Annotated in this window: 20 protein-coding genes; 8 read left to right on the top strand and 12 right to left on the bottom strand. The window is 61.5% G+C overall.

The genetic code is table 11. From position 1 onward, the window contains the following. The first annotated feature begins 189 nt into the window (after positions 1–189). From treS to HBO10_RS16485, 3 genes are read left to right on the top strand one after another with little or no spacing between them, the layout of a single operon-like run. The gene (treS, locus tag HBO10_RS16495; RefSeq protein ID WP_034127634.1) at positions 190–3,537 is read left to right on the top strand and encodes a maltose alpha-D-glucosyltransferase; all 3,348 of its coding nucleotides are present in this window, start codon (positions 190–192) and stop codon (positions 3,535–3,537) included. After that, positions 3,534–5,780, top strand: coding sequence for a 1,4-alpha-glucan branching protein GlgB (gene glgB / locus HBO10_RS16490; RefSeq protein WP_034127633.1), 2,247 nt, complete (start codon positions 3,534–3,536; stop codon positions 5,778–5,780). Before treS ends, glgB begins: the two co-directional genes overlap by 4 nt. Before the next feature lie 42 nt (positions 5,781–5,822). Then, entirely contained in the window at positions 5,823–6,983 is a 1,161-nt protein-coding gene (locus tag HBO10_RS16485) for a sensor domain-containing diguanylate cyclase (protein WP_034127632.1), read from the top strand. On the opposite strand, the gene HBO10_RS16480 is transcribed toward HBO10_RS16485, so the two are convergent. The 3 genes from HBO10_RS16480 to HBO10_RS16470 form a co-directional block, all read right to left on the bottom strand. Then, positions 6,962–9,166 (bottom strand): GAF domain-containing protein, encoded by a 2,205-nt coding sequence (locus tag HBO10_RS16480; RefSeq protein ID WP_034127631.1) that lies wholly within the window; start codon positions 9,164–9,166, stop codon positions 6,962–6,964. The genes HBO10_RS16485 and HBO10_RS16480 overlap by 22 nt on opposite strands. A gap of 172 nt (positions 9,167–9,338) precedes the next feature. Further along, the gene (locus HBO10_RS16475) at positions 9,339–10,190 is read right to left on the bottom strand and encodes a CAP domain-containing protein (protein ID WP_014718680.1); all 852 of its coding nucleotides are present in this window, start codon (positions 10,188–10,190) and stop codon (positions 9,339–9,341) included. Positions 10,191–10,271: 81 nt separating this feature from the next. After that, the gene (locus HBO10_RS16470) at positions 10,272–11,492 is read right to left on the bottom strand and encodes an MFS transporter (RefSeq protein WP_034127630.1); all 1,221 of its coding nucleotides are present in this window, start codon (positions 11,490–11,492) and stop codon (positions 10,272–10,274) included. A gap of 113 nt (positions 11,493–11,605) precedes the next feature. On the opposite strand from HBO10_RS16470, the gene HBO10_RS16465 reads away from it, so the two are divergent. After that, positions 11,606–12,490, top strand: coding sequence for a LysR family transcriptional regulator (locus tag HBO10_RS16465; protein WP_034127629.1), 885 nt, complete (start codon positions 11,606–11,608; stop codon positions 12,488–12,490). A 56-nt stretch (positions 12,491–12,546) separates the two neighbouring features. Beyond that, a complete protein-coding gene (locus tag HBO10_RS16460) occupies positions 12,547–13,224 on the top strand; it encodes a GNAT family N-acetyltransferase (RefSeq protein WP_034127628.1) in 678 nt (225 codons plus the stop codon). Here the strand turns inward: HBO10_RS16460 and HBO10_RS16455 are convergent. Beyond that, a complete protein-coding gene (locus tag HBO10_RS16455; RefSeq protein ID WP_034127627.1) occupies positions 13,214–13,816 on the bottom strand; it encodes a TetR/AcrR family transcriptional regulator in 603 nt (200 codons plus the stop codon). The two genes, HBO10_RS16460 and HBO10_RS16455, sit on opposite strands and share 11 nt — an antisense overlap. Before the next feature lie 72 nt (positions 13,817–13,888). On the opposite strand from HBO10_RS16455, the gene HBO10_RS16450 reads away from it, so the two are divergent. Then, a complete protein-coding gene (locus HBO10_RS16450; RefSeq protein WP_034127626.1) occupies positions 13,889–14,488 on the top strand; it encodes an NAD(P)H-dependent oxidoreductase in 600 nt (199 codons plus the stop codon). A 1-nt stretch (position 14,489) separates the two neighbouring features. On the opposite strand, the gene HBO10_RS16445 is transcribed toward HBO10_RS16450, so the two are convergent. From HBO10_RS16445 to HBO10_RS16435, 3 genes are all read right to left on the bottom strand, one after another. After that, entirely contained in the window at positions 14,490–14,879 is a 390-nt protein-coding gene (locus HBO10_RS16445; RefSeq protein WP_034127625.1) for a hypothetical protein, read from the bottom strand. A 133-nt stretch (positions 14,880–15,012) separates the two neighbouring features. Then, positions 15,013–16,269, bottom strand: coding sequence for a 3-phosphoshikimate 1-carboxyvinyltransferase (locus HBO10_RS16440; protein ID WP_034127624.1), 1,257 nt, complete (start codon positions 16,267–16,269; stop codon positions 15,013–15,015). A 235-nt stretch (positions 16,270–16,504) separates the two neighbouring features. Continuing rightward, positions 16,505–17,059 (bottom strand): UPF0149 family protein, encoded by a 555-nt coding sequence (locus HBO10_RS16435; protein WP_034127623.1) that lies wholly within the window; start codon positions 17,057–17,059, stop codon positions 16,505–16,507. A gap of 184 nt (positions 17,060–17,243) precedes the next feature. Between HBO10_RS16435 and HBO10_RS16430 the strand changes: the two genes are divergently transcribed. Together HBO10_RS16430 and nudC are read left to right on the top strand one after the other, a co-directional pair. Then, positions 17,244–18,056, top strand: a complete 813-nt coding sequence (locus HBO10_RS16430) for a crotonase/enoyl-CoA hydratase family protein (protein WP_034127622.1) — start codon at positions 17,244–17,246, stop codon at positions 18,054–18,056. Positions 18,057–18,061: 5 nt separating this feature from the next. Next, the gene (gene nudC, locus HBO10_RS16425) at positions 18,062–18,895 is read left to right on the top strand and encodes an NAD(+) diphosphatase (RefSeq protein ID WP_034127621.1); all 834 of its coding nucleotides are present in this window, start codon (positions 18,062–18,064) and stop codon (positions 18,893–18,895) included. On the opposite strand, the gene HBO10_RS16420 is transcribed toward nudC, so the two are convergent. From HBO10_RS16420 to HBO10_RS16400, 5 genes are all read right to left on the bottom strand, one after another. Continuing rightward, complete coding sequence (locus HBO10_RS16420; RefSeq protein ID WP_003191011.1) at positions 18,863–19,642, bottom strand: TSUP family transporter; 780 nt, start codon at positions 19,640–19,642, stop codon at positions 18,863–18,865. The two genes, nudC and HBO10_RS16420, sit on opposite strands and share 33 nt — an antisense overlap. 109 nt (positions 19,643–19,751) lie before the next feature. Further along, entirely contained in the window at positions 19,752–20,468 is a 717-nt protein-coding gene (pcsA, locus tag HBO10_RS16415; protein ID WP_014718666.1) for a phosphatidylcholine synthase, read from the bottom strand. Between the two features lie 148 nt (positions 20,469–20,616). Then, positions 20,617–21,537 carry a class I SAM-dependent methyltransferase gene (locus HBO10_RS16410; protein WP_034127620.1) on the bottom strand — a complete coding sequence of 307 codons (921 nt, stop codon included), beginning with the start codon at positions 21,535–21,537 and terminating at the stop codon, positions 20,617–20,619. A 308-nt stretch (positions 21,538–21,845) separates the two neighbouring features. Further along, positions 21,846–22,334, bottom strand: a complete 489-nt coding sequence (locus tag HBO10_RS16405) for a DUF1289 domain-containing protein (RefSeq protein ID WP_034127619.1) — start codon at positions 22,332–22,334, stop codon at positions 21,846–21,848. Positions 22,335–22,482: 148 nt separating this feature from the next. Further along, positions 22,483–22,874 (bottom strand): ribonucleotide-diphosphate reductase subunit beta (locus HBO10_RS16400; protein ID WP_169922012.1); only part of this gene is annotated, 392 nt, incomplete at its 5' end.

Here is a 22,874-nt window from a genome sequence, read left to right as displayed (position 1 = left end):
TCGTTCCCACGCTCTGCGTGGGAACGTCTCACTTGACGCTCTGCGTGGGAACGCCTCACTTGACGCTCTGCGTGGGAATGCCTCGCTTGACGCTCTGCGTCGCGCTTGGGACGCGGAGCGTCCGGGGCTGCGTTCCTAAGCGGAGCGTGGGAACGATCCTCGAGAACTTTGTCTTTTCAGGAGTTTGCAATGGCCAAGAAACCCAAGGCAGCCACCTTTATCAAAGACCCGCTCTGGTACAAAGACGCGGTGATCTACCAGGTTCACGTCAAATCCTATTTCGACTCCAACAACGACGGCATTGGTGACTTTGCCGGGCTGATCGCCAAGCTCGACTACATCGCCGACCTCGGCGTGAACACCATCTGGCTGCTGCCGTTCTACCCGTCTCCCCGGCGTGATGACGGCTACGACATTGCCGAATACCGCGGCGTGCACAGCGACTACGGGACGATGGCCGACGCCAAGCGCTTTATTGCCCAAGCCCACCAACGCGGGCTGCGCGTGATCACTGAACTGGTGATCAACCACACCTCCGACCAGCACCCCTGGTTCCAGCGCGCGCGCAAGGCCAAGCCAGGCTCGGCCGCACGGGACTTCTACGTGTGGTCGGATGATGACCAGAAATACGACGGCACACGCATTATTTTCCTCGACACCGAAAAGTCCAACTGGACCTGGGACCCGGTGGCCGGCCAGTACTTCTGGCACCGCTTTTACTCGCACCAACCCGACCTCAACTTTGATAACCCGCAGGTCATGAAAGCGGTGCTGTCGGTGATGCGCTATTGGCTCGACCTGGGCATCGACGGCCTGCGCCTGGACGCCATTCCCTACCTGATCGAACGGGACGGCACCAACAACGAAAACCTGGCGGAAACCCACGACGTACTCAAGCAGATCCGCGCCGAGATCGACGCCCATTACCCCGACCGCATGCTGCTGGCCGAAGCCAACCAGTGGCCCGAAGACACGCAGCTGTACTTTGGCGACAGAAAGGGTGATGACGGCGATGAATGCCACATGGCGTTCCACTTTCCACTGATGCCGCGCATGTACATGGCGTTGGCCCAGGAAGATCGCTTCCCCATCACGGACATTCTGCGCCAGACCCCGGAGATTCCCGCCAACTGCCAGTGGGCAATTTTCCTGCGCAACCATGATGAGCTGACCCTGGAAATGGTCACCGACAAAGAGCGCGACTACCTGTGGAACTACTACGCCGCAGACCGCCGCGCCCGTATCAACCTGGGCATTCGGCGACGCCTGGCGCCGCTGGTGGAGCGGGATCGTCGGCGGGTGGAATTGCTCAACAGCCTGTTGCTGTCGATGCCGGGCACGCCGACCCTGTACTACGGCGATGAAATCGGCATGGGCGACAACATCTACCTGGGCGACCGTGACGGCGTGCGCACGCCCATGCAATGGTCCATCGACCGCAATGGCGGGTTTTCCCGTGCCGACCCGGCCAGCCTGGTGTTGCCGCCGATCATGGACCCGCAATACGGTTACCAGTCGGTCAACGTCGAGACCCAAGCCCAAGACCCGCACTCATTGCTCAACTGGACCCGGCGCATGCTCGCAGTGCGCAAGCAGTCTAAGGCGTTTGGCCGTGGCAGCCTGAAGATGCTCTCGCCGACTAACAGGCGCATCCTGGCTTACACCCGTGAATACACCGGCGAAGACGGCCACACCGAGATCATCCTGTGCGTAGCCAATGTGTCGCGCAGCGCCCAGGCGGCGGAGCTGGATCTGTCGGCCTTTGCCGGCATGGTGCCGGTAGAGATGCTCGGCGGTAATGCCTTCCCGCCGATCGGCCAGCTGAATTTCCTGCTGACCCTGGCGCCCTATGGTTTCTATTGGTTCGTGCTGGCAGCGGAAAACCAGATGCCCAGCTGGCATGTGGAACCGGCGCAAAGCATGCCCGACTTCACCACTTTGGTACTGAAAAAACGCATGGAAGAGTTACTGGAAAAACCTTGCCGCACCAGCCTGGAACAGACTTCACTGCCCGCCTGGCTGCCCAAGCGTCGCTGGTTTGCCGGCAAAGATACGGCAATCGACACGGTGCACATCGCTTATGGCGTGCGTTTTGGCGACCCGCAGCATCCGGTGTTGCTCAGCGAGATCGAAGTGACCAGTGCTGGCCAGGTCAGCCGCTACCAACTGCCCTTGGGCTTCCTTGGCGAAGACCAGTTCACCAGCGCCTTGCCCCAGCAATTGGCGTTGGCCCGAGTACGACGCACCCGCCAGGTAGGTTTGGTGACCGATGCCTTCAGCCTTGAGCATTTTATCCTTGAGGTGATCCAGGCCATGCAGGCCGGCACCGTGCTCAATACCCCTGACGGCGATCTGCGGTTCGAGGCGACTGAGCACTTGGCCGCACTGCAACTGACCCGTGAATCGCCGGTGCGTTATTTGTCTGCCGAGCAGTCCAACAGCTCGGTGGTGGTCGGTGACAGCCTGGTGCTCAAGCTGATTCGTAAAGTCAGCGCCGGTGTGCACCCGGAGCTGGAAATGAGTGCCTACCTGACCGCCGCCGGCTACCCGAATATCTCGCCGCTGTTGGGCTTTATGAGCCGCCGCGACGGGCAGGGGCAGGACAACCTGCTGATGATTGCCCAGGGTTACCTGAGCAATCAGGGCGATGCCTGGAGCTGGACCCAGAACAACCTGGAGCGCGCGATCCGCGATGAGCTGGCCGAGGCGATCTCTGAACAGGAACAGCACTACAACGCCCTCGGCGAACTGGCGGATTTTGCCGGTTTGCTCGGTCAGCGCCTGGGTGAAATGCACCTGGTGTTGGGTGCGCCAACCGCCGACAAGGCTTTCAAACCCGAACCCACCACAGCCAAAGACACCCAAGCCTGGGCCAAGGATGTCGGCGCCCAGATCGACCGCGCCTTGCAGTTGCTCAAGCTTAATCAAAGCCAGTTGAACCCCGCCGACCAGGCGTTGGTCAGTCAATTACTGGCGCAGAAAAAAGCCATCGCGGCGCATGTCCAGGCGTTGGCCAAAGCCACGGCGGGCGGGTTGCGCATTCGCGTCCATGGTGACTTGCACCTGGGCCAGGTATTGGTGGTCAAGGGTGATGCCTACTTGATCGACTTCGAGGGCGAACCGGCGCGACCGCTGCATGAGCGGCGCGGCAAACACAGCCCTTATAAAGATGTGAGCGGTGTGCTGCGTTCCTTCGATTATGCCGCGGCGATGGCGCTGAATGTGCAGGGGGTGGATCACACGCCAGAAGCGAACGCTGCGCGTAAACGCGTGACCGACCGCTACCTGAATGAAGCCCGCGTAGCATTTACCCAGGCTTACCAGGCCGCTGCGTCTACACTGGCGCATGACTGGCAGGATGCCAACGGCCAAGACGCAGCGCTGACCTTGTTCAGCCTGGAAAAGGCCGCGTACGAAGTGGCCTACGAAGCAGAAAACCGCCCGACCTGGCTGCCGGTGCCCCTGCAAGGGCTGCACGGCTTGCTGAGCGGGCTGACACCTATATCTAAACCTGTACGCGGTGGGGAGACGTCATGAGTTTTACACAGAGAGAACCGCTGCAGCCCAAGTTGACTGCATTGCCGGCGTCCAAGGACGTCGATGCGCTGGTGCGCGCCGAGCACCCCGATCCTTTTTCGATCCTGGGGCCCCATGATGACGAGCAGGGCGGCCAGTTTATCCGTGCGTTCCTGCCCGAGGCCCTGAGTGTCCAGGTACTGGCGCGTGACACGGGTGAGCCGTTTGGCAGCCTCGATGCCACCCAGGTGCCAGGCCTGTTTATTGGGCACTTCAGCACTCGCCAGCCCTACCTGCTGAAAATCCAGTGGGCCGGCGGTGAGCAGATCACCGAAGACCCCTACAGCTTCAGCCAATTGCTGCTGGGGGAAATGGACCTGTACCTGTTTGCCGAAGGCAATCATCGTGACCTGGGCAACTGCCTGGGGGCTCAGGTGGTCAGCGTTGACGGCGTGCAAGGCGTGCGCTTTGCCGTCTGGGCGCCGAATGCACGGCGGGTTTCGGTGGTGGGCGACTTCAATATCTGGGACGGGCGCCGCCACCCGATGCGCCTGCGCCATCCATCGGGCGTGTGGGAAATCTTCATCCCACGCCTGCAGCCGGGCGCGGCCTACAAGTATGAAATTCTCGGTGCCCACGGCATTTTGCCGCTCAAGGCCGACCCTGTGGCGCTGGCCACCCAACTGCCGCCGGACACCGCCTCGAAGGTCGCCGCACCTTTGCAAGTGGATTGGCAGGACCATGAGTGGATGCAATCGCGGGGAGACAAGCAGAAAACCACCGCGCCGTTGTCGATCTACGAGCTGCATGTGGGGTCCTGGCAGTGCGAGCTGGACGAGGCCGGTGAAGTGGCCCGTCAATATGGCTGGCGCGAACTGGCTGAGCGGCTGATTCCTTACGTTCAACAATTGGGCTTCACCCATATCGAGCTGATGCCGATCATGGAACACCCCTTTGGTGGCTCCTGGGGCTATCAGGCGTTATCCCAGTTTGCCCCCAGTGCTCGCTTTGGCTCGCCGGAAGACTTTGCCTGGTTCGTCAATGCCTGCCATCAGGCCGATATCGGCGTGATCCTTGATTGGGTACCCGCGCATTTCCCCACCGATACCCACGGCCTGGCGCAATTTGACGGTACCGCGCTGTACGAATACGCCAACCCCCTGGAAGGCTTTCACCAGGACTGGGACACGCTGATCTACAACCTGGGCCGCACCGAGGTCCACGGTTTCATGCTCGCGTCGGCCTTGCACTGGCTCAAGCATTTCCACGTCGATGGCCTGCGCGTGGACGCAGTGGCCTCCATGCTGTATCGCGATTATTCGCGCAAGGCCGGTGAATGGGTGCCCAACCGCCATGGCGGTCGCGAGAACCTGGAAGCCATCGACTTCTTGCGGCACCTGAACGACGTGGTTGCCCTTGAAGCCCCGGGCGCCTTGGTGATTGCCGAAGAGTCCACGGCCTGGCCCGGCGTCAGCCAGCCTACCCAACAGGGTGGCCTGGGGTTCAATTACAAATGGAACATGGGCTGGATGCACGACTCCCTGCATTACATCCAGCAAGACCCGGTGTACCGCGCCCATCATCACAACGAGCTGAGTTTCGGGCTGGTGTACGCCTGGTCGGAGCGCTTTATCCTGCCGATTTCCCATGATGAGGTGGTGCACGGCAAGCACTCGCTGATCGACAAGATGCCCGGCGACCGCTGGCAGAAATTTGCCAACCTGCGCGCCTACCTCAGTTTCATGTGGATGCACCCCGGCAAGAAGCTGCTGTTCATGGGCTGCGAATTTGGCCAATGGCGCGAGTGGAACCACGATCAGCAACTGGATTGGTATTTACTGCAGTACCCCGAGCACCGTGGGGTGCAGAAGCTGGTAGGCGATTTGAACCGCCTGTACCGCGAAGAGCCGGCGCTGCACGAACAGGACGATGCGCCCCAGGGCTTCCAATGGCTGATCGGTGATGACGCGATCAATAGCGTCTACGCCTGGCTGCGCTGGAGCAAGGACGGCAAGCCGGTGTTGGTGGTTGCCAACTTCACCCCGGTGCCCCGTGAAGGCTACGCAGTCGGTGTGCCGTTTGGCGGGCGGTGGAGTGAGGTGATCAACAGTGATGCCGATACCTACGCGGGCTCCAATTACGGGAATGGCGGGGCCGTGTTTACCCAGGATGAGCCGCGCCATGGGCAACCGGTGTCGCTGTCGTTGAACCTGCCGCCCCTGGGCGTGCTCATTTTGCGACCTCAAGAGCCTGAAACGCTCTAGCGCAGCGTATGCCGCTGTTCGGCTTGCTGGCAAGGTGCCACAATGGCGCCTTTGCCGTCGCCGGTCAAACAGGCCAACCCCATGCATAGCCTCGGGCAAGATCAGGGTCACCTCATCGAAGAGCAGGTGCGAACCGACCGTTTGCACCAGCTGTTTCGTCAATCATTCTCGGCGATCTTCGGCAGCTACCTGGGCGCCGTCATGCTCTGCTGGCTGTGCTGGGATCGATTCGATCAGCAGGTCATCCTGGTGTGGCTGGTACTGCTGGCGGGCTCGTCATTGGTGCGCCTGCATCTGTTTGTGCAATGGTTTCGCTGCCCTGACGCGGGGCGCACACCCGCACGTTGGGAGCGCCACTACTGGGTCACGCTGATGCTGTCGGCGGGTATCTGGGGCGGCGGGGCGCTGGCGGTGATGCCGGTCGATGACCGCTTGTCCCAGGTGCTGGTGATGCTGTTTACCGTGGGCATGTCGGTCAGCGCGGTGTCCTGTTATTCAGCCTATCGCTACATGACGCTGGGCTCGATGGCGCTGGTGTTGCTTCCCTGCACGGTATGGATGCTGTTTCAGCCTTCGCCGATGCAGGTTGGCGTGGCGCTGGCGGTGCTGGTGTTTGCTTCGTTTGTGGTCGGTGCGACGCGCAAGCTGTCCGATGCCCTGGAAAAAGCCTTCCGTCTGACGAGGCAAATGGAGCGCGCTCATCATATTTCCACCCGTGCCGCCCAGACCGATGAGTTAACCGGGCTGATGAACCGTCGGGCGTTCTACGAACAGGCCCAATTGCTGTATGCCCAGTGCCTCCGCGAGCAGCAGCCGCTGTGTGCATTGATGATGGACATGGACCACTTCAAAGCCATCAATGACACCTACGGCCACCAGGCCGGCGACCAGGTGTTGCGCCAGATTGGCGCGGTGATCAGTGCGTCCTTTCGCCAGACCGATATCTACGGTCGCCTGGGGGGTGAAGAGTTTGCGGTGTTGCTGCCCAATACCTCGTTGGAGACCGCGCGCAGCATCGCCGAGGAGTTGATCCAGACGATTCATGATTTGCCAGCCGACCCGGTACAAGGGGTGAGCGCAAGTCTGGGCGTGGCATCGACCTGCACTCAGCCTCTGGATTTGAACGCCTTGATGAACAGCGCCGACAAGGCCCTGTACCAGGCCAAGGCATCGGGTCGCAATCAGGTAGCGGTCGTCGACTGATCCTTGCACATCGCCTTTGCCAGCACCCGCGCAACTTGGTCGGCGGAGTAGGGCTTGGCGAGGAACTCAAAGCCTTCGTAGCCGCTGTCTGCCAGTTCCTCACTGTAGCCAGAGACGAGTACCACGGGCAGGTCGGGGCGGCGCTGGCGCAGCAACCTGGCCATGGCCACGCCGGTCATGCCGGGCATCACCACGTCGGAGAAAATCGCGTCGAACCCCTGGACGTCATTGCCAGCGAGGTTCAGCGCCTGTTCGGCATTGGTCGCCCAGGTGGTCTGGTAACCCAGGTCCTTGAGGATCTGGCTGGCGAAGCGTCCCACCTCTAAGTTGTCCTCAACGATCAGCACATGTTGATGAGCAGCCTCCTGCGGCGCTGGCAGATCTGCAGGGGTGTCTTGATCCGGCGCCGCTTCGCCTTCGACTTGCGGCAGATACAAGGTAAACACCGTGCCTTGGCCGAGGGTGCTGGCCACATCGATATTGCCGCCTGACTGCTTGGCAAAGCCGAATACCTGCGACAGGCCCAGGCCGGTGCCTTTGCCCACGGCCTTGGTGGTGAAGAACGGCTCGAAGATGCGCTCGAAGGTGTCGCTGGGAATCCCGCTGCCGGTGTCGGCCAGGGAAATGGCGATGTAGGGCATGCACGACTCGGCATCCCCGCGAATACGTGGCAGCGCTTGCTGCCCTGCGACTTTGAGGGTCAGGGTACCCTGGCCGTCCATCGCATCGCGGGCGTTGAGGGCGATGTTGATCAGTGCGGTTTCGAACTGGCTGGGGTCGATGCGTGCATAGCAGGGCTGATCGGGCAATTGCACCTGCACGTGAATGCGTGCGCCGGTGACGCTTTCGAGCATCTCGCCGATATTCTGCACGCGCTGGCCGACATCGAACACCTGCGGGTTCAGTGGTTGGCGCCGGGCAAAGGCGAGCAGTTGGCTGGTGAGCTTGCTGGCCCGCTCGACGGTGTCGGACACCGCGCACATGTAGCGTTGCCGACGCTCCTCGGACAGGCCGGGCTGGCGCAGGAAGTCCACCGACGAGCGAATAATGGTCAGCAGGTTGTTGAAGTCATGGGCGACGCCGCCGGTCAGTTGGCCGATGGCCTCCAGCTTCTGTGACTGGCGCAGTGCGGCTTCGGCCTCGGCCAGCGCATGGGTACGCTCATTCACGCGCTGTTCCAGGCTGGCATTGAGCTCTGTATAGGCGGCCAGGCCCTCGCGCACGGCGGCATCGGCGCGTACGCGCTCGATATGCGCCCAGGAACGCTCGGTGACTTCGCCCACCAGCGCCATGTCATAGGATGACCAAAAGCGCGGCAGTTTGTCGTGCACGGCCATCAGCGCGGTGAGCCGCCCGTCTTTGATCAACGGCATGCAAATAGTGGCTGTCACCCCCAGTGCCTGGAAGCTCGCGGCGTCATGGGGCGGCAACTCGATCAGATTATTGCGTATCACCAGTGGCTCGCCAGCACGCAGGCAGTTGACCGCGCACTCCCCGAACGCCGCGAGGCTGTAATGCCCGATGATGCTCGGCGAGCCATGCGCCGACCAGTCACCGCGAATGGTAAAGCCATCTTCATCTTCGTCCATGTCGGCGTAGGCACAGATGGACACCTGCAGATGTTCGGCCAGCAGGCGAGTCGTAGACGTCAGGATGGTTTCGGCGTCGGTGGCATTGACCACGCTGTTGCCGATGGCGTCCAGCACTGCCAGGCGACGGGCCAGGAATACCGTGGCGGTTGTTTCGGTCACCGTGTCGAGCAAACCGACCACCACGCCTTGGGCATTGCGAATCGGGCTGTAGCAAAAGGTGAAATAGGCTTGTTCCGGCGCTTCGTTGCGTTGGATCAACAGCGGGAAGTTTTCGATATAGGTGGCGTGCCCACCGAACGCGGCGTCGGCGATAGGGCTGATATCGTCCCACACCTCGTGCCAGATCTCGTTGAACGGGCGGCCCAAGGCGTCGGGTTTGCTACCCAGGATCGGCGTGAACGCGTCGTTGTAGAGGGTAATCAACTGAGGCCCCCAGACGATGGCCTGGGGGAAACTCGACGCGAAGCACAGCGCAACGGTTGTCTTCAACACATCGGGCCAGTGTTCAAGTGGCCCCAGGGGCGTATTGGCCCAATCGTGCTGACGAACCCGCTCTGCCATTTCGCTGCTGCCTTGCAGCCAATTCATCATGGGGTTCACACCTTGCTTGCTACGTATTGTTTAGCTTTGAAGAGTCAGGCCGACTAGCAACAGACCGGAATGACCGCATTCAGTTCAGCGCAATTATCTCCCTGATAGCACTTTGATTTCATTGTCTATTTGCACGCCGTCATTATTGGCCGGGTTGGGCCGGCGCTCAACCTTATTGCGTGCCGAATAAGCCCGTCCAATAGATGCCCGCGTCACTCTTGGGGTCCATGGCGTAGGCGGCACCCAATTCGCGAAATTGCGGGTTCATCAGGTTGGCGCAGTGGCCGGGGCTGGCGAGCCAACCGTCGACGACCTTGCGCGGCGTGTCGAGGCCGGCGGCGATGTTTTCACCAATATTCTTCGCGATATACCCCGCCAACTCGGCGCGGTCGCCGGGCGTACGGCCGTCGGGGTCCAGGTGGTCGAAGAAATTGCCGTTGGCCATGTTGCGGGTATGGCTGTTGGCAGCGCCGGCCAGGGTGTCGTTCCACGACAGGGGCGCCGTGGCGGTGAACGCCTGGGTGCCACACTGGCGCGGCTCGGCACGGGCGGTGTTGATCAGGTCGAGCAGTTTTCTGCCTTCGGTCTGCCAATCGCCCAGGCCGCTGGTCACCAACGGGCGAGCCAGCACGATGCGCCAGTCCTGGCCGCTGTTGCTGACCCCGATGTCGACAAATTGCGGATCGAGCACTACGCGGCAGAAGCTCTCGCGTACCGCTTTCATCGCGGCCTCGGCATCCTTGGGCCCGGACAGGCTGATGGCCTGCACATTCACCATCGGGTAGGCAGCGCGCGCCAGCGACTGCTGCAAATCGCCGACATTGGAAGCCGGCAACACCAGCCGTGTATCGCTGGTCAGCGGCGGCAGCTCCTGGGAACCCTGGTCACCGCAGCGTTGCACCTGGCTGCGGTATTGGTTGATCTGTTGGACTAACTGACTTTCTTCATTCGCCATCGCGCTGGCGCAGAACACCGTAGTGGCGGCCAGCGTCGTAAGACCCATCATCAATGACAGAACGCGCATGGACGTTACCCTTGAGCTTGAAAGTGCCCATGATGCGCGATCCAGGTGCATCCATGCACCCGTTGGTCCGAACTTTTTTGCTCAGTTCTTGAATGCCGAGTGTTTCGCGCCCTGATCGCGCCAGACCAAGACCTTCACCAAAATGGCCAGCAGTATCAAACCTACCGCCATGGCGAAGGTCGCGTGCAAGCCGACTTCCACCGCCTGGGGCGCGGCATGGCTGACATCCGGGGTGGCGCGGGCGAACACCGCGCCGAGGGCTGAGGCGCCGAAAATCAGGCCCAGGTTACGCGACAGATTCAGCAGGCCGGACACCGTGCCTCGGCGTGTCGCCTGTATATCGCTCATTACCGCCGTGTTGTTGGCCGCCTGGAACAGGCTGTAGCCGGCTGTCAACACGATCAGCGCCGCGAGATAAACACCAAGCCCGGACGCCTGCGACAGCAACAGGGCCCCGCACAGCATCACGCTCAGCCCCACGAGGGTCAGGCGTTGGCTGCCGAGGCGATCGGTCAGGTAACCCGCCGGTACACCGGTAACCGCCGCAACCGTTGGCCCGACGGCCATGGCCAAGCCCATCCAGGCGGGATCGAGGCCCAGGCCACGGGACAGGTAGAACGGGCCCACCACAAACGTGGCCATGATCACCGCCGACACCAGAACACTCATGACCAGGCCGGCGCGCAACGGCGCATCGCGCAGGGGCGCCCAGAGTGTATCGCCTGGCCAAACGTCGCGGCGGTGAGCATCCGCCGGCAAATAACGGTAGGCGAGGGCGGCAGCCAAACCCGCCAAGGGCAGGCCGATCAGAAACAGCGCGCGCCAGCTCCACAGGCTGAGCAATACTCCGCCGACACTCGGCCCCATGGCCGTGCCGAGTGCCGACATAGTGCCGAGCAGGCCCATGACTCGGCCGGTATTCGCTTTCGTGACGGTGTCACCGACCATGCCCAGGGTCATCGCCATCATGATCGCCGCGCCCAGGCCCTGGAATGCCCGTGCGCCGATCAGCCAGGACAGGGTTGGCGCGGCGGCACACCCGGCGCAGGCCAGGGCAAACACCAGCAACCCGGCCAGCAGCAAGCGCCGGCGCCCCAGACGGTCGCCCAGGCGCCCGGCGCTGACAATCACGGCGGTGATGGCCAGCAGGTAGGCGAGCACCACCCACTGCACGGCCTGAAACGATGCCCCGAAGGCGTGCGCCAGGCTGGGCAGGCCGACATTCGCGATGCTGGTGCCCAGGGCGGCCAGCAACATGGACAGCGACAAGGCCACCAGGCCGCCGCGTGTGGAGGTTTGCATGCGCGTTTCCTTGAGTGAATGCACCTGTCGCAAATCTACGGCGTCGCCTAAGATGGCGGAAGACGCAGGGGTTGCAGGTTATAGCTGCATCCAACGCCTGATAAGGAGACCCCATGCCCGACCTCAATTTACTCATCACCCTGGACGTGTTGCTTGCCGAAGGCAGCGTCGCTCGCGCCGCCCAGCGCCTGCGCCTGAGCCCTTCGGCCATGAGCCGGGCCCTGGCGCGTTTGCGTGCAGCCACTGGCGATCCGCTGCTGGTACGTGCCGGGCGCGGCCTGGTACCGACGCCCCGGGCGTTGCAATTGCGTGAACAGGTCAGCCAATTGGTGCAGGACGCCCATGCGGTATTGCGCCCGGCAAACACCCTGGACTTGGGTGAGGTGGTGCGCACCTTCACCCTGCGCACCAGCGAGGAGTTCGTCGAACGCTTCGGCCCCGCCTTGCTGGCGCGTATCGCCCAGGACGCCCCAGGGGTGCGCTTGCGTTTCGTGCACAAGAGCGACAAGCACAGTGCGCTGCTGCGCGACGGTGTCGTCGACCTGGAAACCGGTGTGGTCGATGCCGGCGCCAGCCCGGAGGTGCTGACCCAGGCGCTGTTCCGTGATCGCCTGGTGGGCGTGGTGCGTGAGGGCCATGCTCTGAGCCGCGGCCCTCTTAGCGCAGCGCGTTTCGCCCAGGGACAACATGCCTACGTGTCGCGGCGTGGGCAGGATCGTGGCCAGATCGACGAGGCCCTTGAGGCGCAAGGTCTGGTTCGGCAGGTCGGCATCGTGGTCGCCGGTTTCAACACGGCCATCGCCCTGGCGCGTGATACCGACCTGATCGCCAGCGTGCCTGAGCGCTATATCACCGTGCCGCCTCGAGGCTTGTACTGCTTTGAGCTTCCGGTGACATTGCCGCCATTTACCGTGGCGATGCTGTGGCACCCGCGGCAGGACGCCGACCTGGCCCATCGCTGGCTGCGCGCATGTTTGCGCGAGGTGTGCGGGCCATGATCGGCGCGCAACAGGTACAATCGCCGCTGCCTTGACGCGAAACCCCAGGAATTTGCATGTTCAGTCTTACCCGCTACACCACGCCGTGCCCCGAACCGATCAACAGCCAGATCCTGCAGATGGTGGTGGACAACCTCACCGATATCAGCAGCGTAGCGCTGGCACCGAGCAATCTGCTCTACAACATCTACCAGTACGCCATCGGGTTTGAGGTGCACCTGTACCTTGAGGCGTTGAATGGCGGAAAGGGCATCGCCGTCGAGTTGGTCGTGGCGATGGAAGACGAGACGGTGGTGGGTTTTTGCCTGTATCTGCCGGTGAAGGATGATCCGCACGCGTGTGGCATCGCGTTTATGGCGGTGCAGGCGGGCTTTCGTCGCCAGGGTGTGGCACGCAGCATGATGGACGAAGTGTTGGCGCGTTATCCCCACGCCGAACTGGCCTGTGCGGTAGAGAAGGTTGCGGTGTTCGAAGCCATGGGTTTCCAGGTACGCGGTGCGCGTGGCACCCAGGTCGTGATGAACACCCGCAACTACGGCACCGATGGGTTGATGGGCGTGTTGGATGTGGCCTCAATCTACAGCTCGCTGGAAGTGCGGCAGATCCACACCTACCTGCTGCAAAAACACGGCAAGCGCGCCATGGTCGACGCAGAGAAACAGCGTGATCGGCACCTGGACCAGTTGACGCGCAAGGCGCAACTGTTCGTCCAGGGCCGTCTGCCTACGGCCTGACGCGCCTGACCATCCCGAGGATAGTCTCCAGCAGCTCCTGCTGAGCTTCCTCCCGGCTGATCTCGCCATTGGCCGCCGCATGGGACAGGGCTTCCGCCGCGCCGAGCATGGCGCGCAGGCCGGCCTGAGAGATGCTGCCGCCGTGGGTGAAGGGCGACAGCGCGTCTCGGCATTTATCGAGAAAGATCGCCTCGTATTCGCGCTTGGATGCTTCCAACTCCGGCGAACCGCTCAAGGCGGCAATCACCCCGGGTATTTCCCGACCTTGCAACAACACACAATCGACATACGACGACGCGATAACCCACGCGCGGTCCTCAAGGGTCGCCTTGCTGGTGGCGATGGCATCGGCAAATACCTGGTCCTGGCGCGCGTCGAAGTCTGCATACAGCGCGGCCAGCAACCCTGCGCGTGTAGCGAAGTGGTCGTAAACCACTGGTTTGGTGACGCCCGCCAGCTCGGCCAGGCGGCCCAGAGTCAGGGCGTCGGTGCCTTCGTCACGCACTAATTGCCAGGCCACGTCGAGTAACTGGCGCAGGCGATCTTCACGGGACAAACGACGACGTGGGGCAGGGGATTCACTGCTTGACATGCTTATATACCAAAAGTAACTTATTCGACGTAACTTACTAAAAGTAGATTAAGCTCAAATGGAGTCAAAGTCATGCACGCACTGATCGTAGTTGCTCATCACGACCCGCAATCTCTCACCCACAGTGTGGCCGCCGAGGTGGGCGCGGGCTTGACCGCCTCTGGCCACACCTTTGAAATAGCCGACCTTGCCGCTGAAGGGTTCGATCCACGCTACACCGTCGCCGACCATCGGGTGCACCGTACTCGGGCGACGCCGCCAGCCGACGTGGTGGCCGAACAGGCCCGCATAGATCGCGCCGACGCGCTGGTGCTGGCGTTCCCCATCTACTGGTGGTCGATGCCGGCGTTGCTCAAGGGTTGGGTCGACCGCGTATTTGTCAATGGCTGGGCGATTGATTACGGCCCCGACACACCGGTGCAGAAGAAACTCAGGCATTTGCACGTACATGTGCTGGCCCTGGGGGCGGCTGACGAAAGCGCCTTCGATCGACACGGTTATGCCAAGGCCATGAATACCCAGATCGACTACGGCATCTTTGATTATTGCGGGGCGCGGGTACTCACTTCCGAGTTGTTGTTGGACTCGGAAAGTGGCACGGCCCAGGCGCATTTGCACAAGGCCCGGACCGTGGGGCAGGGGTTGTTTGAGCGTGAGGCCATCGCGGGATAATTCAAGCGTCGCGAAACAGGTCGTGGGCGTCGAGCAAGCGGTAGGCAATCTCTGGGTTTTTCTCCAGGCCACGGCGAATGGAGGCGGGGATCGACTGGCGGGTCTTGCGGCACATGCCCGGCAGTTCGTCGATGACGATCTGGATCCCGCGCATGCTCTTGACCTCGGTATGCCCGGGCGCGATGTGTACGCGGATGCCGAGTTGGTCGTACATCCGCTGTTGCAGGTGTTCGAGGTCTTGCAGGCTCTTGAGATTTTCCAGGCGCTCCAGCAGGATTTTTTCCTGCTGTCGCGTCAGTTGCAGAATGCGCAGATCAGCGCCGGGAGCTTCCAGCAGTTGTTCACGGTTGCAGACACAGGCGCCGGGTGGGCAGGGTTGGCGAAGGGTCATTGACGCTCCCGGCAAGGTTCAGTTGTAGGAGCGAGCTTGCTCGCGAAAAACTCACAGGCGCCGCATTCATTCAGCAAACACGCGTTTTGGTTAACGTTTTTCGCGAGCAAGCTCGCTCCTACAGGTTTGTGTGTCAGTAGCTTAAGTGAACGCCCAGGCTGGCCAGCGCTTTCCAGTAGTCAGGGTAGGTCTTGGCCACGCAATCAGGGTCTTGGATGCGAATGCCCGAGACTTTCAGCCCGGCCAGGGCAAAGCACATGGCGATGCGATGGTCGGCGTGGGTGTCGATCAGTGCGGTGCAGGCGGTGCCAGCCAAAGCGGGGTCGCTGGCAACCAGCAAGTCATCACCCTCGATGGTCGCCAGGCCCGGGCGAATTTCGTTGAGGCCATCGTGCAGCGCCTGCACGCGGTCACATTCCTTGACGCGCAGGTTCGCCAGTTCAGTGAAGCGCACCGGGGTATTGTTGAATGCGGCGAGCACCGCCAGGGTCGGGATCGCATCCTGCATTTGTGAACCCACCACCGTGGCCTGCATGTTCGGGAATTGCGCGATCACGGCCTGTGCCTTGGCGTCGGGCTGGGTGAAGTCCTGCGCGGCTACACCAATATCGATACGGCCACCGGTCAGTACTTCTGCGGCCCACAGGTAAGTGGCGGCGGAAGCGTCAGGTTCGATCAGGTAATCATGGGCGGTATAGCCGGTGGGGGCCACGCGCCAGGTGGTGTCGTCCACGATGTCTACCTGGGCCCCGAACGCACGCATGCAATCGAGGGTCAGGTCCACATAGCCACGGGCGCCGATGTCCTTGCCGGTCAGCGCCACTTCAATCGGCGCTTCGCCGCACGCCGCCAGCATCAGCAGGGCCGATACGTACTGGCTGGACAAGCCACCGTCAATCTCAAAACGCCTGGCCTGGACCTTGCCCGCGCCATGCACCGTTACCGGTGGGCAACCGGTGGGGCTGTCGACCTGGATGCCGTTCTGGCCCAGGGTGGCCAGCAGCGGGCCGATCGGGCGTTTTTGCATGTACTCGTCACCGTCCAGTACCACGGTGCCTTGCACGGTGGCGACGGCAGCCGTGAGAAAGCGCATGGCGGTGCCGGCGTTGCCGAGGAACAACGGCTGGGCCGGCAATTGCAGCGAGCCTTGGCTGGTGACGACAAAGGTGGTGTCGTCCGGCTCGTCGATGGTGACGCCCATCTGCCGCAGGGCTACCGACATATGGCGCGTGTCATCGCTTTTGAGCGCACCGCTCAAACGGCTGGTGCCCTTGGCCAGTGCTGCGAGCAACAGCGCACGGTTGGTAATGGATTTGGAGCCGGGGGGCGCGACCTTGCCAGTGAGGGGGAAGTTGGGCGGTGTAACGGTCACGGTTTTCTGCGAACTCAAGGTACAAGGCTCCTGGTCAAGGCGAGGTGGCGTGGAGTGGCCGACGTGCGGACCCGAATCATCAGGCAAACACGCCATGCTTGTCGAGTGAGTGGGTGATCTGCGTATTTTATTGGCATGCGCTGCGGCCCGAATGTAGGAGCGAGCTTGCTCGCGAAAACGTCAACGATAAGCGTGCTTCCTGAATGAACGCGGCGCCTGGAAGTTTTTCGCGAGCAAGCTCGCTCCTACTGCCTTAGCGCTGGCTCAACCAGTAGTCATGCAGCGCCCGTGCAGCCGGTTCGATTTCGCTGACCTGCAGTTGATGGGCGTTTACATCCAGGTCTGCCGGCAGTTCGAAATTGTCCTGTTCGGCGCAGCAGGAAATCCGCTCCAGTTGCCCGGCTTGTACAGCGGGCAATGGCGGCCAGTTGGCGATTGTCACGCCGCGCACATAACCAAAGCACCATTCCTCGGCAAGGGTCACCGCCTGGCCTTGATGTTCGGTTTCATCGAAACGGGCTTTGAATGCCTGGGAGTCAGTGGCCAATTGTGCGGCCAGGGTATTCATATGGCGTACACACAGCTCAAGAAAAGCCTGGGCCTCGTCCATGTTGTCCCATTCAGGGTTTTGCCCACCCCAGATTGCCGGGAACCACTCGGCCACATCCACCTTGGCCGGGCTGGAAACCAGGGCGGTGAAATAACCGTCGAGTTCGGCCATGTTCAGCACCGAGTGGTCTTCGCCGTATTTGAGCAAGGTGGCATCAATGAATTCGAAATGGGCGGGAGCGAGGGGTTGGGCGTGCATGGCATTTCCTTAAAACGTCGAGCGCCGCGCACAGCGCGGCTTAAAGCGCAAAGGATGGCCTGTGCATCGGGTTTTATCCAGCGTCTTTTCCCTCACCGTGGCCAGTCCCGTTTTTGGCCGATGCGCCGTGGCGCACCCTTGATATAGTCTGGCCTTTCTCAATCGCCAGTCAGGGATCACTGCCATGTCCGAATACCAAGCCTTCGTTGTCGAGCTCAGTGGCAACGTTGCCCATGTGCAGATCAATCGCCCGGAAAAGATCAACGCCATGAACGCGGCGTTCTGGACCGAAATCATCGACATCTTCCAATGGGTCGACGAGACCGATGCCGTGCGTGCCGTGGTGCTCAGCGGCGCGGGCAAGCATTTTTCCTCGGGCATCGACCTGATGATGCTGGCCTCGATCGCTAATGATTTTGGCAAGGACGTGGGTCGCAATGCGCGCCTGCTGCGCCGCAAGATTCTCGAGCTGCAAGCCTCGTTCAACGCCGTGGACACTTGCCGCAAGCCCGTGCTGGCGGCGATCCAGGGCTACTGCATTGGCGGTGCCATCGACCTGATCAGCGCGTGCGACATGCGCTACGCAGCCGAAGACGCGCAATTCTCGATCAAGGAAATCGACATCGGCATGGCCGCCGACGTCGGCACCTTGCAACGCCTGCCGCGCATTATTGGCGACGGGATGCTGCGTGAACTGGCTTACACCGGTCGTCAGTTCGGCGCTGAAGAAGCGCGCAGCATCGGCCTGGTCAATCGCGTGTTTGCCGATCATGAAAGCCTGCTGGCGGGTGTCATGGACCTGGCCCATCAAATCGCCGCCAAGTCGCCGATTGCCGTGACCGGCACCAAGGCCATGATCAGCTACATGCGTGACCACACAGTCAATGACGGCCTGGAATACGTTGCCACCTGGAACTCGGCTATGTTGCAATCCAACGACCTGCGCGTGGCCATTGCGGCCCATATGAGTAAGCAGAAACCCGAATTCGTGGATTGACTGACATGACCCCAGGCTGGATTACCACAACGCTGCTGGACAACGACGCCCCCGGCGGCTGGGCCGTCGCCCGCAGCCGCGAAGGCTTCTTACACGACACCAACGGCCCGCTGTTCCCGCGCGAATGGCTCAAGCGCCAGGACCTGCCGGTGTTTGCCGAACACGGCATCGGCCACCTCGACGGCGAGCCGGTATACCTGTTGGAACTCGACTCGCCGGCTGATGTGCCAGGGTGCAGTTGGCAGGGCTTGCGTGGCTTTATGCTGCAAGGTGATCACACCCTGTACAAGGTGCTGGGCTACGCCGCGCAGATCGGTACCTGGGCGCGGGAACACCGTTTTTGTGGCAGTTGTGGCCAGGCGATGGTACAGGTGCCGAGGGAGCGGGCGATGTATTGCCAGGCCTGCGACCTGCGCAGCTACCCACGGATCTCACCGAGCATGATCGTGCTGGTGACCCGTGGCGATGACATCCTGCTGGCGCGTTCGCCGCGTTTCGTCACCGGGGTCTACAGCACCCTGGCCGGTTTTGCCGAGCCGGGGGAGTCCGCCGAAGACTGCCTGATCCGTGAAGTGCGTGAAGAGGTGCAGCTGGAGGTCAAGAACATCCAGTACATGGGCAGCCAATGCTGGCCGTTCCCTCACTCGATGATGCTGGGCTTTCACGCCGAATACGCCGGTGGTGATATCGTGCCCCAGGCCGACGAGATCGAGGACGCGCAGTGGTTCAATATCCACGAGCTGCCGCCGTTGCCGGCGTCACGCTCGATTGCGCGTTACCTCATCGACCTCTACGTGGCCCGCCGTTTAGGCCACGCTGAACCAGTGCTGCCAGGCTAGGCGCACGGTCAGGCCCAGGACCACGGTGATAAACACCGGGCGAATGAATTTGGCGCCGCCGCTGATCGCGCTGCGTGCGCCAAAGAACGCGCCACACATCACCGATACCCCCATCGCCAGGCCGACAATCCAGTCCACCGAACCATTGATGATAAACACCGTCAGCGCCGCCGCGTTGCTGACGAAGTTCATGCTGCGCGCTACGCCGCTGGCCTTCACCAGGTCGATGGGGTGCAGCAGCATCGTGCTGACCGTCCAGAACGCCCCCGTGCCGGGCCCGGCCACGCCGTCGTAGAAACCCAGGCCAAAGCCCTGGGTGGCTTGCCATTTCTTTTTGATCGGTGCCTCCGCGTCCAGTGGCGCCTTGGGCGTGCCACCGAACAGCAGGTACACACCGCAGGCGAAGACGATCACCGGGAGCATCTTGTTCAGGGTTTCGGCAGGCAAGTAATGCGCGACGACCGCGCCGGTCAGCGCACCGATCAAGGTACCGACGATGGCGTGCACCCATTGGCGTGGGTGGAACAGCTTGCGCCGGTAGAAGGTAAAACTGGCGGTGGCCGAGCCGAAGGTGGAGCTGAGCTTGTTGGTGCCCAGTACCAGATGCGGCGGCATGCCAGCGGTGAGCAGGGCGGGCGTGGTCAACAAACCGCCACCGCCGGCGATGGCGTCGATAAAACCGGCGATAAAGGCGACAACGGCCAGGATGGCCAGGGTGGTGAGGTCAACGCTGAGTTCGAAAGGCATGGGCAGGGCTTATTGTTGGAGGGCCGCAGAAGGCCAGCATCTTACTGCGATGTGACTCAAATGTGGGAGGGCGCAGGCCTCTCCCACATTTTTTACCGGGGCCGCTTGGTTATTTGTGCGCGCCCAGCCATTCCACGGCCGTGCGCCAGATGCAGATACCCAGGAAGTACGCCGACATCAGCGACCACAAGCCAAATGTCCAAGGGTTGGTGTTCGGGTAATCCACCACCATCAGGAAGCTGCACAGCAGCCAGATGGTGGTCACCGCGATGTTGATCGGCATGAAGCGCTTGACCCGGAACGGGTGCAGGAACTTCATCGGCGTGACGGTCAACAGCGCCAGGCCGATCACGGTCAGCAAGGTGACCCAGGCATCCGGCTGGATGATATAGACGCACAGCGCAACGACGTTCCAGGCGGCAGGGAAACCGACGAAGTAGTTGTCCTTGCTCTTCATGTTCACATTGCAAAAGCAGAACAGCGACGACACCAGGATCACCGACACCGCAAACAGGTGGGTGAACTCGGGCAGGTCGATGTAGCGGTAGATAAACAGGGCAGGAATGAACACGTAGGTGAGGTAGTCGATCACCAGGTCCAGCACCGAGCCGTCAAAGCTGGGCAGCACCGTGCTGACATTCACCCGTCGCGCCAGCGAGCCGTCGACGCCATCCACCACCAGTGCCAGGCCCAGCCACAGCAGGCACGCTTTGGGGGAGTTTTCCAGCAGCGCCAGGGTGGCCAAAAAGGCCAGTACCACACCGGTGGCGGTAAAGCCGTGGGCGCCCCAGGCTTTGAGTCTGGCTACATGCAGGGTCGATATCACGGGCGGTTCTCCAAAAGGTCAAACGGGGCAGCCGACGACGTAGCGCCGTCGAGTCTGGCCAGGGAATGCAGGTATCGACCGGGAAGGGGAGGATAAGGTTCACCGCCCGGCGTATCCGTTAGCGTAGCAAGCGTAGGATGTTTCGGCATCAACCCTGACGGAACACCAGGGCCTTCAGCCCACTCTGTGGGTCAATGTCAGGAAATTCCGGTGGGTTTTCCAGCCGCTGTACAAACCGCAGGCCCGGTGCTTCGCGGGTCACACCGTCGATCAGGAAGTCTTCGCCGAAGGCCGGATCGTTCATGCATGCCAGCACGGTGCCGTGGGCACTGAGCAAGTCTGGCAGGCGGCGCAGCACGCGCTGGTAATCCTTAGTCAGCAGGAAACTGCCTTTCTGGAAGGAGGGCGGGTCGATGATCACCAGGTCGTAAGGGCCGTTGTTCGTCACCTTGGCCCAGGACTTGAACAGATCGTGGCCCAGGAAGCTCACCCGGCTCAGGTCGTGCCCATTCAGGCGATGGTTGTCGCGGCCACGGCTTAGGGCCCCACGGGCCATGTCCAGGTTCACCACATGGTCGGCGCCGCCTTCGATGGCGGCCACGGAAAAACCGCAGGTATAGGCAAACAAATTCAGCACACGCTGGCCGTGGGCTTGTTCGCGCACCCAGTTGCGCCCGTAACGCATGTCGAGGAACAGCCCGCTGTTCTGTTTTTTACCCAGGTCGATCAGGTAGCGCAGGCCGCCCTCGGTGATGGTCAGTTCGTCGATGGCGTCGCCCACCAGCCATTCGGTGGTGCTTTGCGGCAGGTAGCGGTGTTGCAGGGCCACGGTGTGCACGCCGAAACGGCTCCACTCGATCTGCAACAGTGTGTGCTTCAGGGCATTCAGGTGCTCGGTTTCTTTGAACAAAGCAACCAGCACCACCCCTTGCAGCCAGTCCACCGTCAGTTGTTCCAGACCTGGCCAGCAACGGCCACGGCCATGGAACAGGCGCCGGGTTTCCGCAGGCGCGTCAGCCAGGACAGTGAGCAAGTGGGCGTGCAGGGTAGCGAGTGCGTCTGGGTTCATCGTTAAGCGTCAGTCATCGGGCGGGCGGCATTTTAAACACAATTGGGAAGGAACGGGCTTGCCTGTGATGGCGGCCTGACAGCCGCCCCATATATACCTGAAGCCACGGCATCCAACTGTGGGAACTGGCTTGCCTGCGATGACGGCCTGATAGTCGACGCTTATCTACTTTGGGTCGCGGAGCGTGAGTTGGATCATCGTCGGCTGTCAGGGCCGTCACGGGAGCAAGCTCCCTCGCCACAGGTCCAGCGTTGTACCGCAGTAATGTAAATACCTATGGCCAGTTCCCGCAGTGTTTGCGATTTGGGTCAGCGCGTGGCAATCAGCGCCGGCCCGAATGACTCTTTCAAGAAAACCGGGGCGATATAGCGTTCGTAATGTGCCTCGGACAGCAAAAAGAACTCTCGATCTATCTCATCGCGCAAATCCGCCAGGTGGCGTTCACGAAACTCCGGTAACAGCGTCAAACCATAGGCATCCAGCCTGGAAATCACACGCGCACCCCGCGCAATCAACTGGTATGCCCAGCAATACGGCGACTGGTGCGGCATAAAACGAATCTTGCGCGCTTCCAACTGCTGTCGCAGGCAGTGCGGGTCGAACACTTCCAGCTTGCTGGCCATTACCTGTACCAGCAGTTGTTCCAGACGCAGCCACACCGCCTGTTTTTCCTCGGCGTTATAGCCATTCCACTGGATCACCTCGTGGTGATAGCGCTTGCAGCCCCGACAGACCAGGTCACCGTAGACGGTGGAGCACAGGCCGACGCAAGGGGTTTTGATGGTTTGGTTGGGCATAAAGGCTTGCTTGCAAAGTCTATGGATCATCAATAGCCAATGTGGGAGCGGGCTTGCCCGCGATAGCTGTGTGTCAGTGGGTACATCCGTGACTGATACAGCGCTATCGCGGGCAAGCCCGCTCCCACATTTATTGGTTCGTGTTGATTCAGTCCCAGCTCAACGCGCCGCCGGTCTGATACTCGATCACACGGGTCTCGAAGAAGTTCTTCTCTTTCTTCAAGTCCATGATCTCGCTCATCCACGGGAACGGGTTGGTGGTGCCTGGGTACTCTTCCTTCAAGCCGATCTGCGACAGGCGACGGTTCGCGATGAACTTGAGGTAATCCTCCATCATCGCCGCGTTCATGCCCAGCACCCCACGCGGCATGGTGTCGCGAGCGTATTCGATCTCCAGCTGCGTACCCTGCAGAATCATCTGGGTCGCTTCTTCTTTCATCTCGGCATCCCACAAGTGCGGGTTTTCGATTTTGATCTGGTTGATCACGTCGATACCGAAGTTCAGGTGCATCGACTCATCGCGCAGGATGTACTGGAACT

The sequence above is a fragment of the Pseudomonas sp. WS 5503 genome, from assembly GCF_012985385.1.
GTDB classification, from domain to species: domain Bacteria; phylum Pseudomonadota; class Gammaproteobacteria; order Pseudomonadales; family Pseudomonadaceae; genus Aquipseudomonas; species Aquipseudomonas paracarnis.
The sequence above is the reverse complement of the archived record's forward strand: the minus strand, read 5'-3'. Positions and strand labels throughout refer to the sequence as shown.

What these genes read in the sequence shown, in the direction of transcription:
- treS (WP_034127634.1), top strand. Translation starts at nt 190, where the DNA reads ATGGCCAAGAAACCCAAGGCAGCCACCTTTATCAAAGACCCGCTCTGG.
- glgB (WP_034127633.1), top strand. Translation starts at nt 3,534, where the DNA reads ATGAGTTTTACACAGAGAGAACCGCTGCAGCCCAAGTTGACTGCATTG.
- HBO10_RS16485 (WP_034127632.1), top strand. Translation starts at nt 5,823, where the DNA reads ATGGCGCCTTTGCCGTCGCCGGTCAAACAGGCCAACCCCATGCATAGC.
- HBO10_RS16480 (WP_034127631.1), bottom strand. Translation starts at nt 9,166, where the DNA reads ATGATGAATTGGCTGCAAGGCAGCAGCGAAATGGCAGAGCGGGTTCGT.
- HBO10_RS16475 (WP_014718680.1), bottom strand. Translation starts at nt 10,190, where the DNA reads ATGCGCGTTCTGTCATTGATGATGGGTCTTACGACGCTGGCCGCCACT.
- HBO10_RS16470 (WP_034127630.1), bottom strand. Translation starts at nt 11,492, where the DNA reads ATGCAAACCTCCACACGCGGCGGCCTGGTGGCCTTGTCGCTGTCCATG.
- HBO10_RS16465 (WP_034127629.1), top strand. Translation starts at nt 11,606, where the DNA reads ATGCCCGACCTCAATTTACTCATCACCCTGGACGTGTTGCTTGCCGAA.
- HBO10_RS16460 (WP_034127628.1), top strand. Translation starts at nt 12,547, where the DNA reads ATGTTCAGTCTTACCCGCTACACCACGCCGTGCCCCGAACCGATCAAC.
- HBO10_RS16455 (WP_034127627.1), bottom strand. Translation starts at nt 13,816, where the DNA reads ATGTCAAGCAGTGAATCCCCTGCCCCACGTCGTCGTTTGTCCCGTGAA.
- HBO10_RS16450 (WP_034127626.1), top strand. Translation starts at nt 13,889, where the DNA reads ATGCACGCACTGATCGTAGTTGCTCATCACGACCCGCAATCTCTCACC.
- HBO10_RS16445 (WP_034127625.1), bottom strand. Translation starts at nt 14,879, where the DNA reads ATGACCCTTCGCCAACCCTGCCCACCCGGCGCCTGTGTCTGCAACCGT.
- HBO10_RS16435 (WP_034127623.1), bottom strand. Translation starts at nt 17,059, where the DNA reads ATGCACGCCCAACCCCTCGCTCCCGCCCATTTCGAATTCATTGATGCC.
- HBO10_RS16430 (WP_034127622.1), top strand. Translation starts at nt 17,244, where the DNA reads ATGTCCGAATACCAAGCCTTCGTTGTCGAGCTCAGTGGCAACGTTGCC.
- nudC (WP_034127621.1), top strand. Translation starts at nt 18,062, where the DNA reads ATGACCCCAGGCTGGATTACCACAACGCTGCTGGACAACGACGCCCCC.
- HBO10_RS16420 (WP_003191011.1), bottom strand. Translation starts at nt 19,642, where the DNA reads ATGCCTTTCGAACTCAGCGTTGACCTCACCACCCTGGCCATCCTGGCC.
- HBO10_RS16410 (WP_034127620.1), bottom strand. Translation starts at nt 21,537, where the DNA reads ATGAACCCAGACGCACTCGCTACCCTGCACGCCCACTTGCTCACTGTC.
- HBO10_RS16405 (WP_034127619.1), bottom strand. Translation starts at nt 22,334, where the DNA reads ATGCCCAACCAAACCATCAAAACCCCTTGCGTCGGCCTGTGCTCCACC.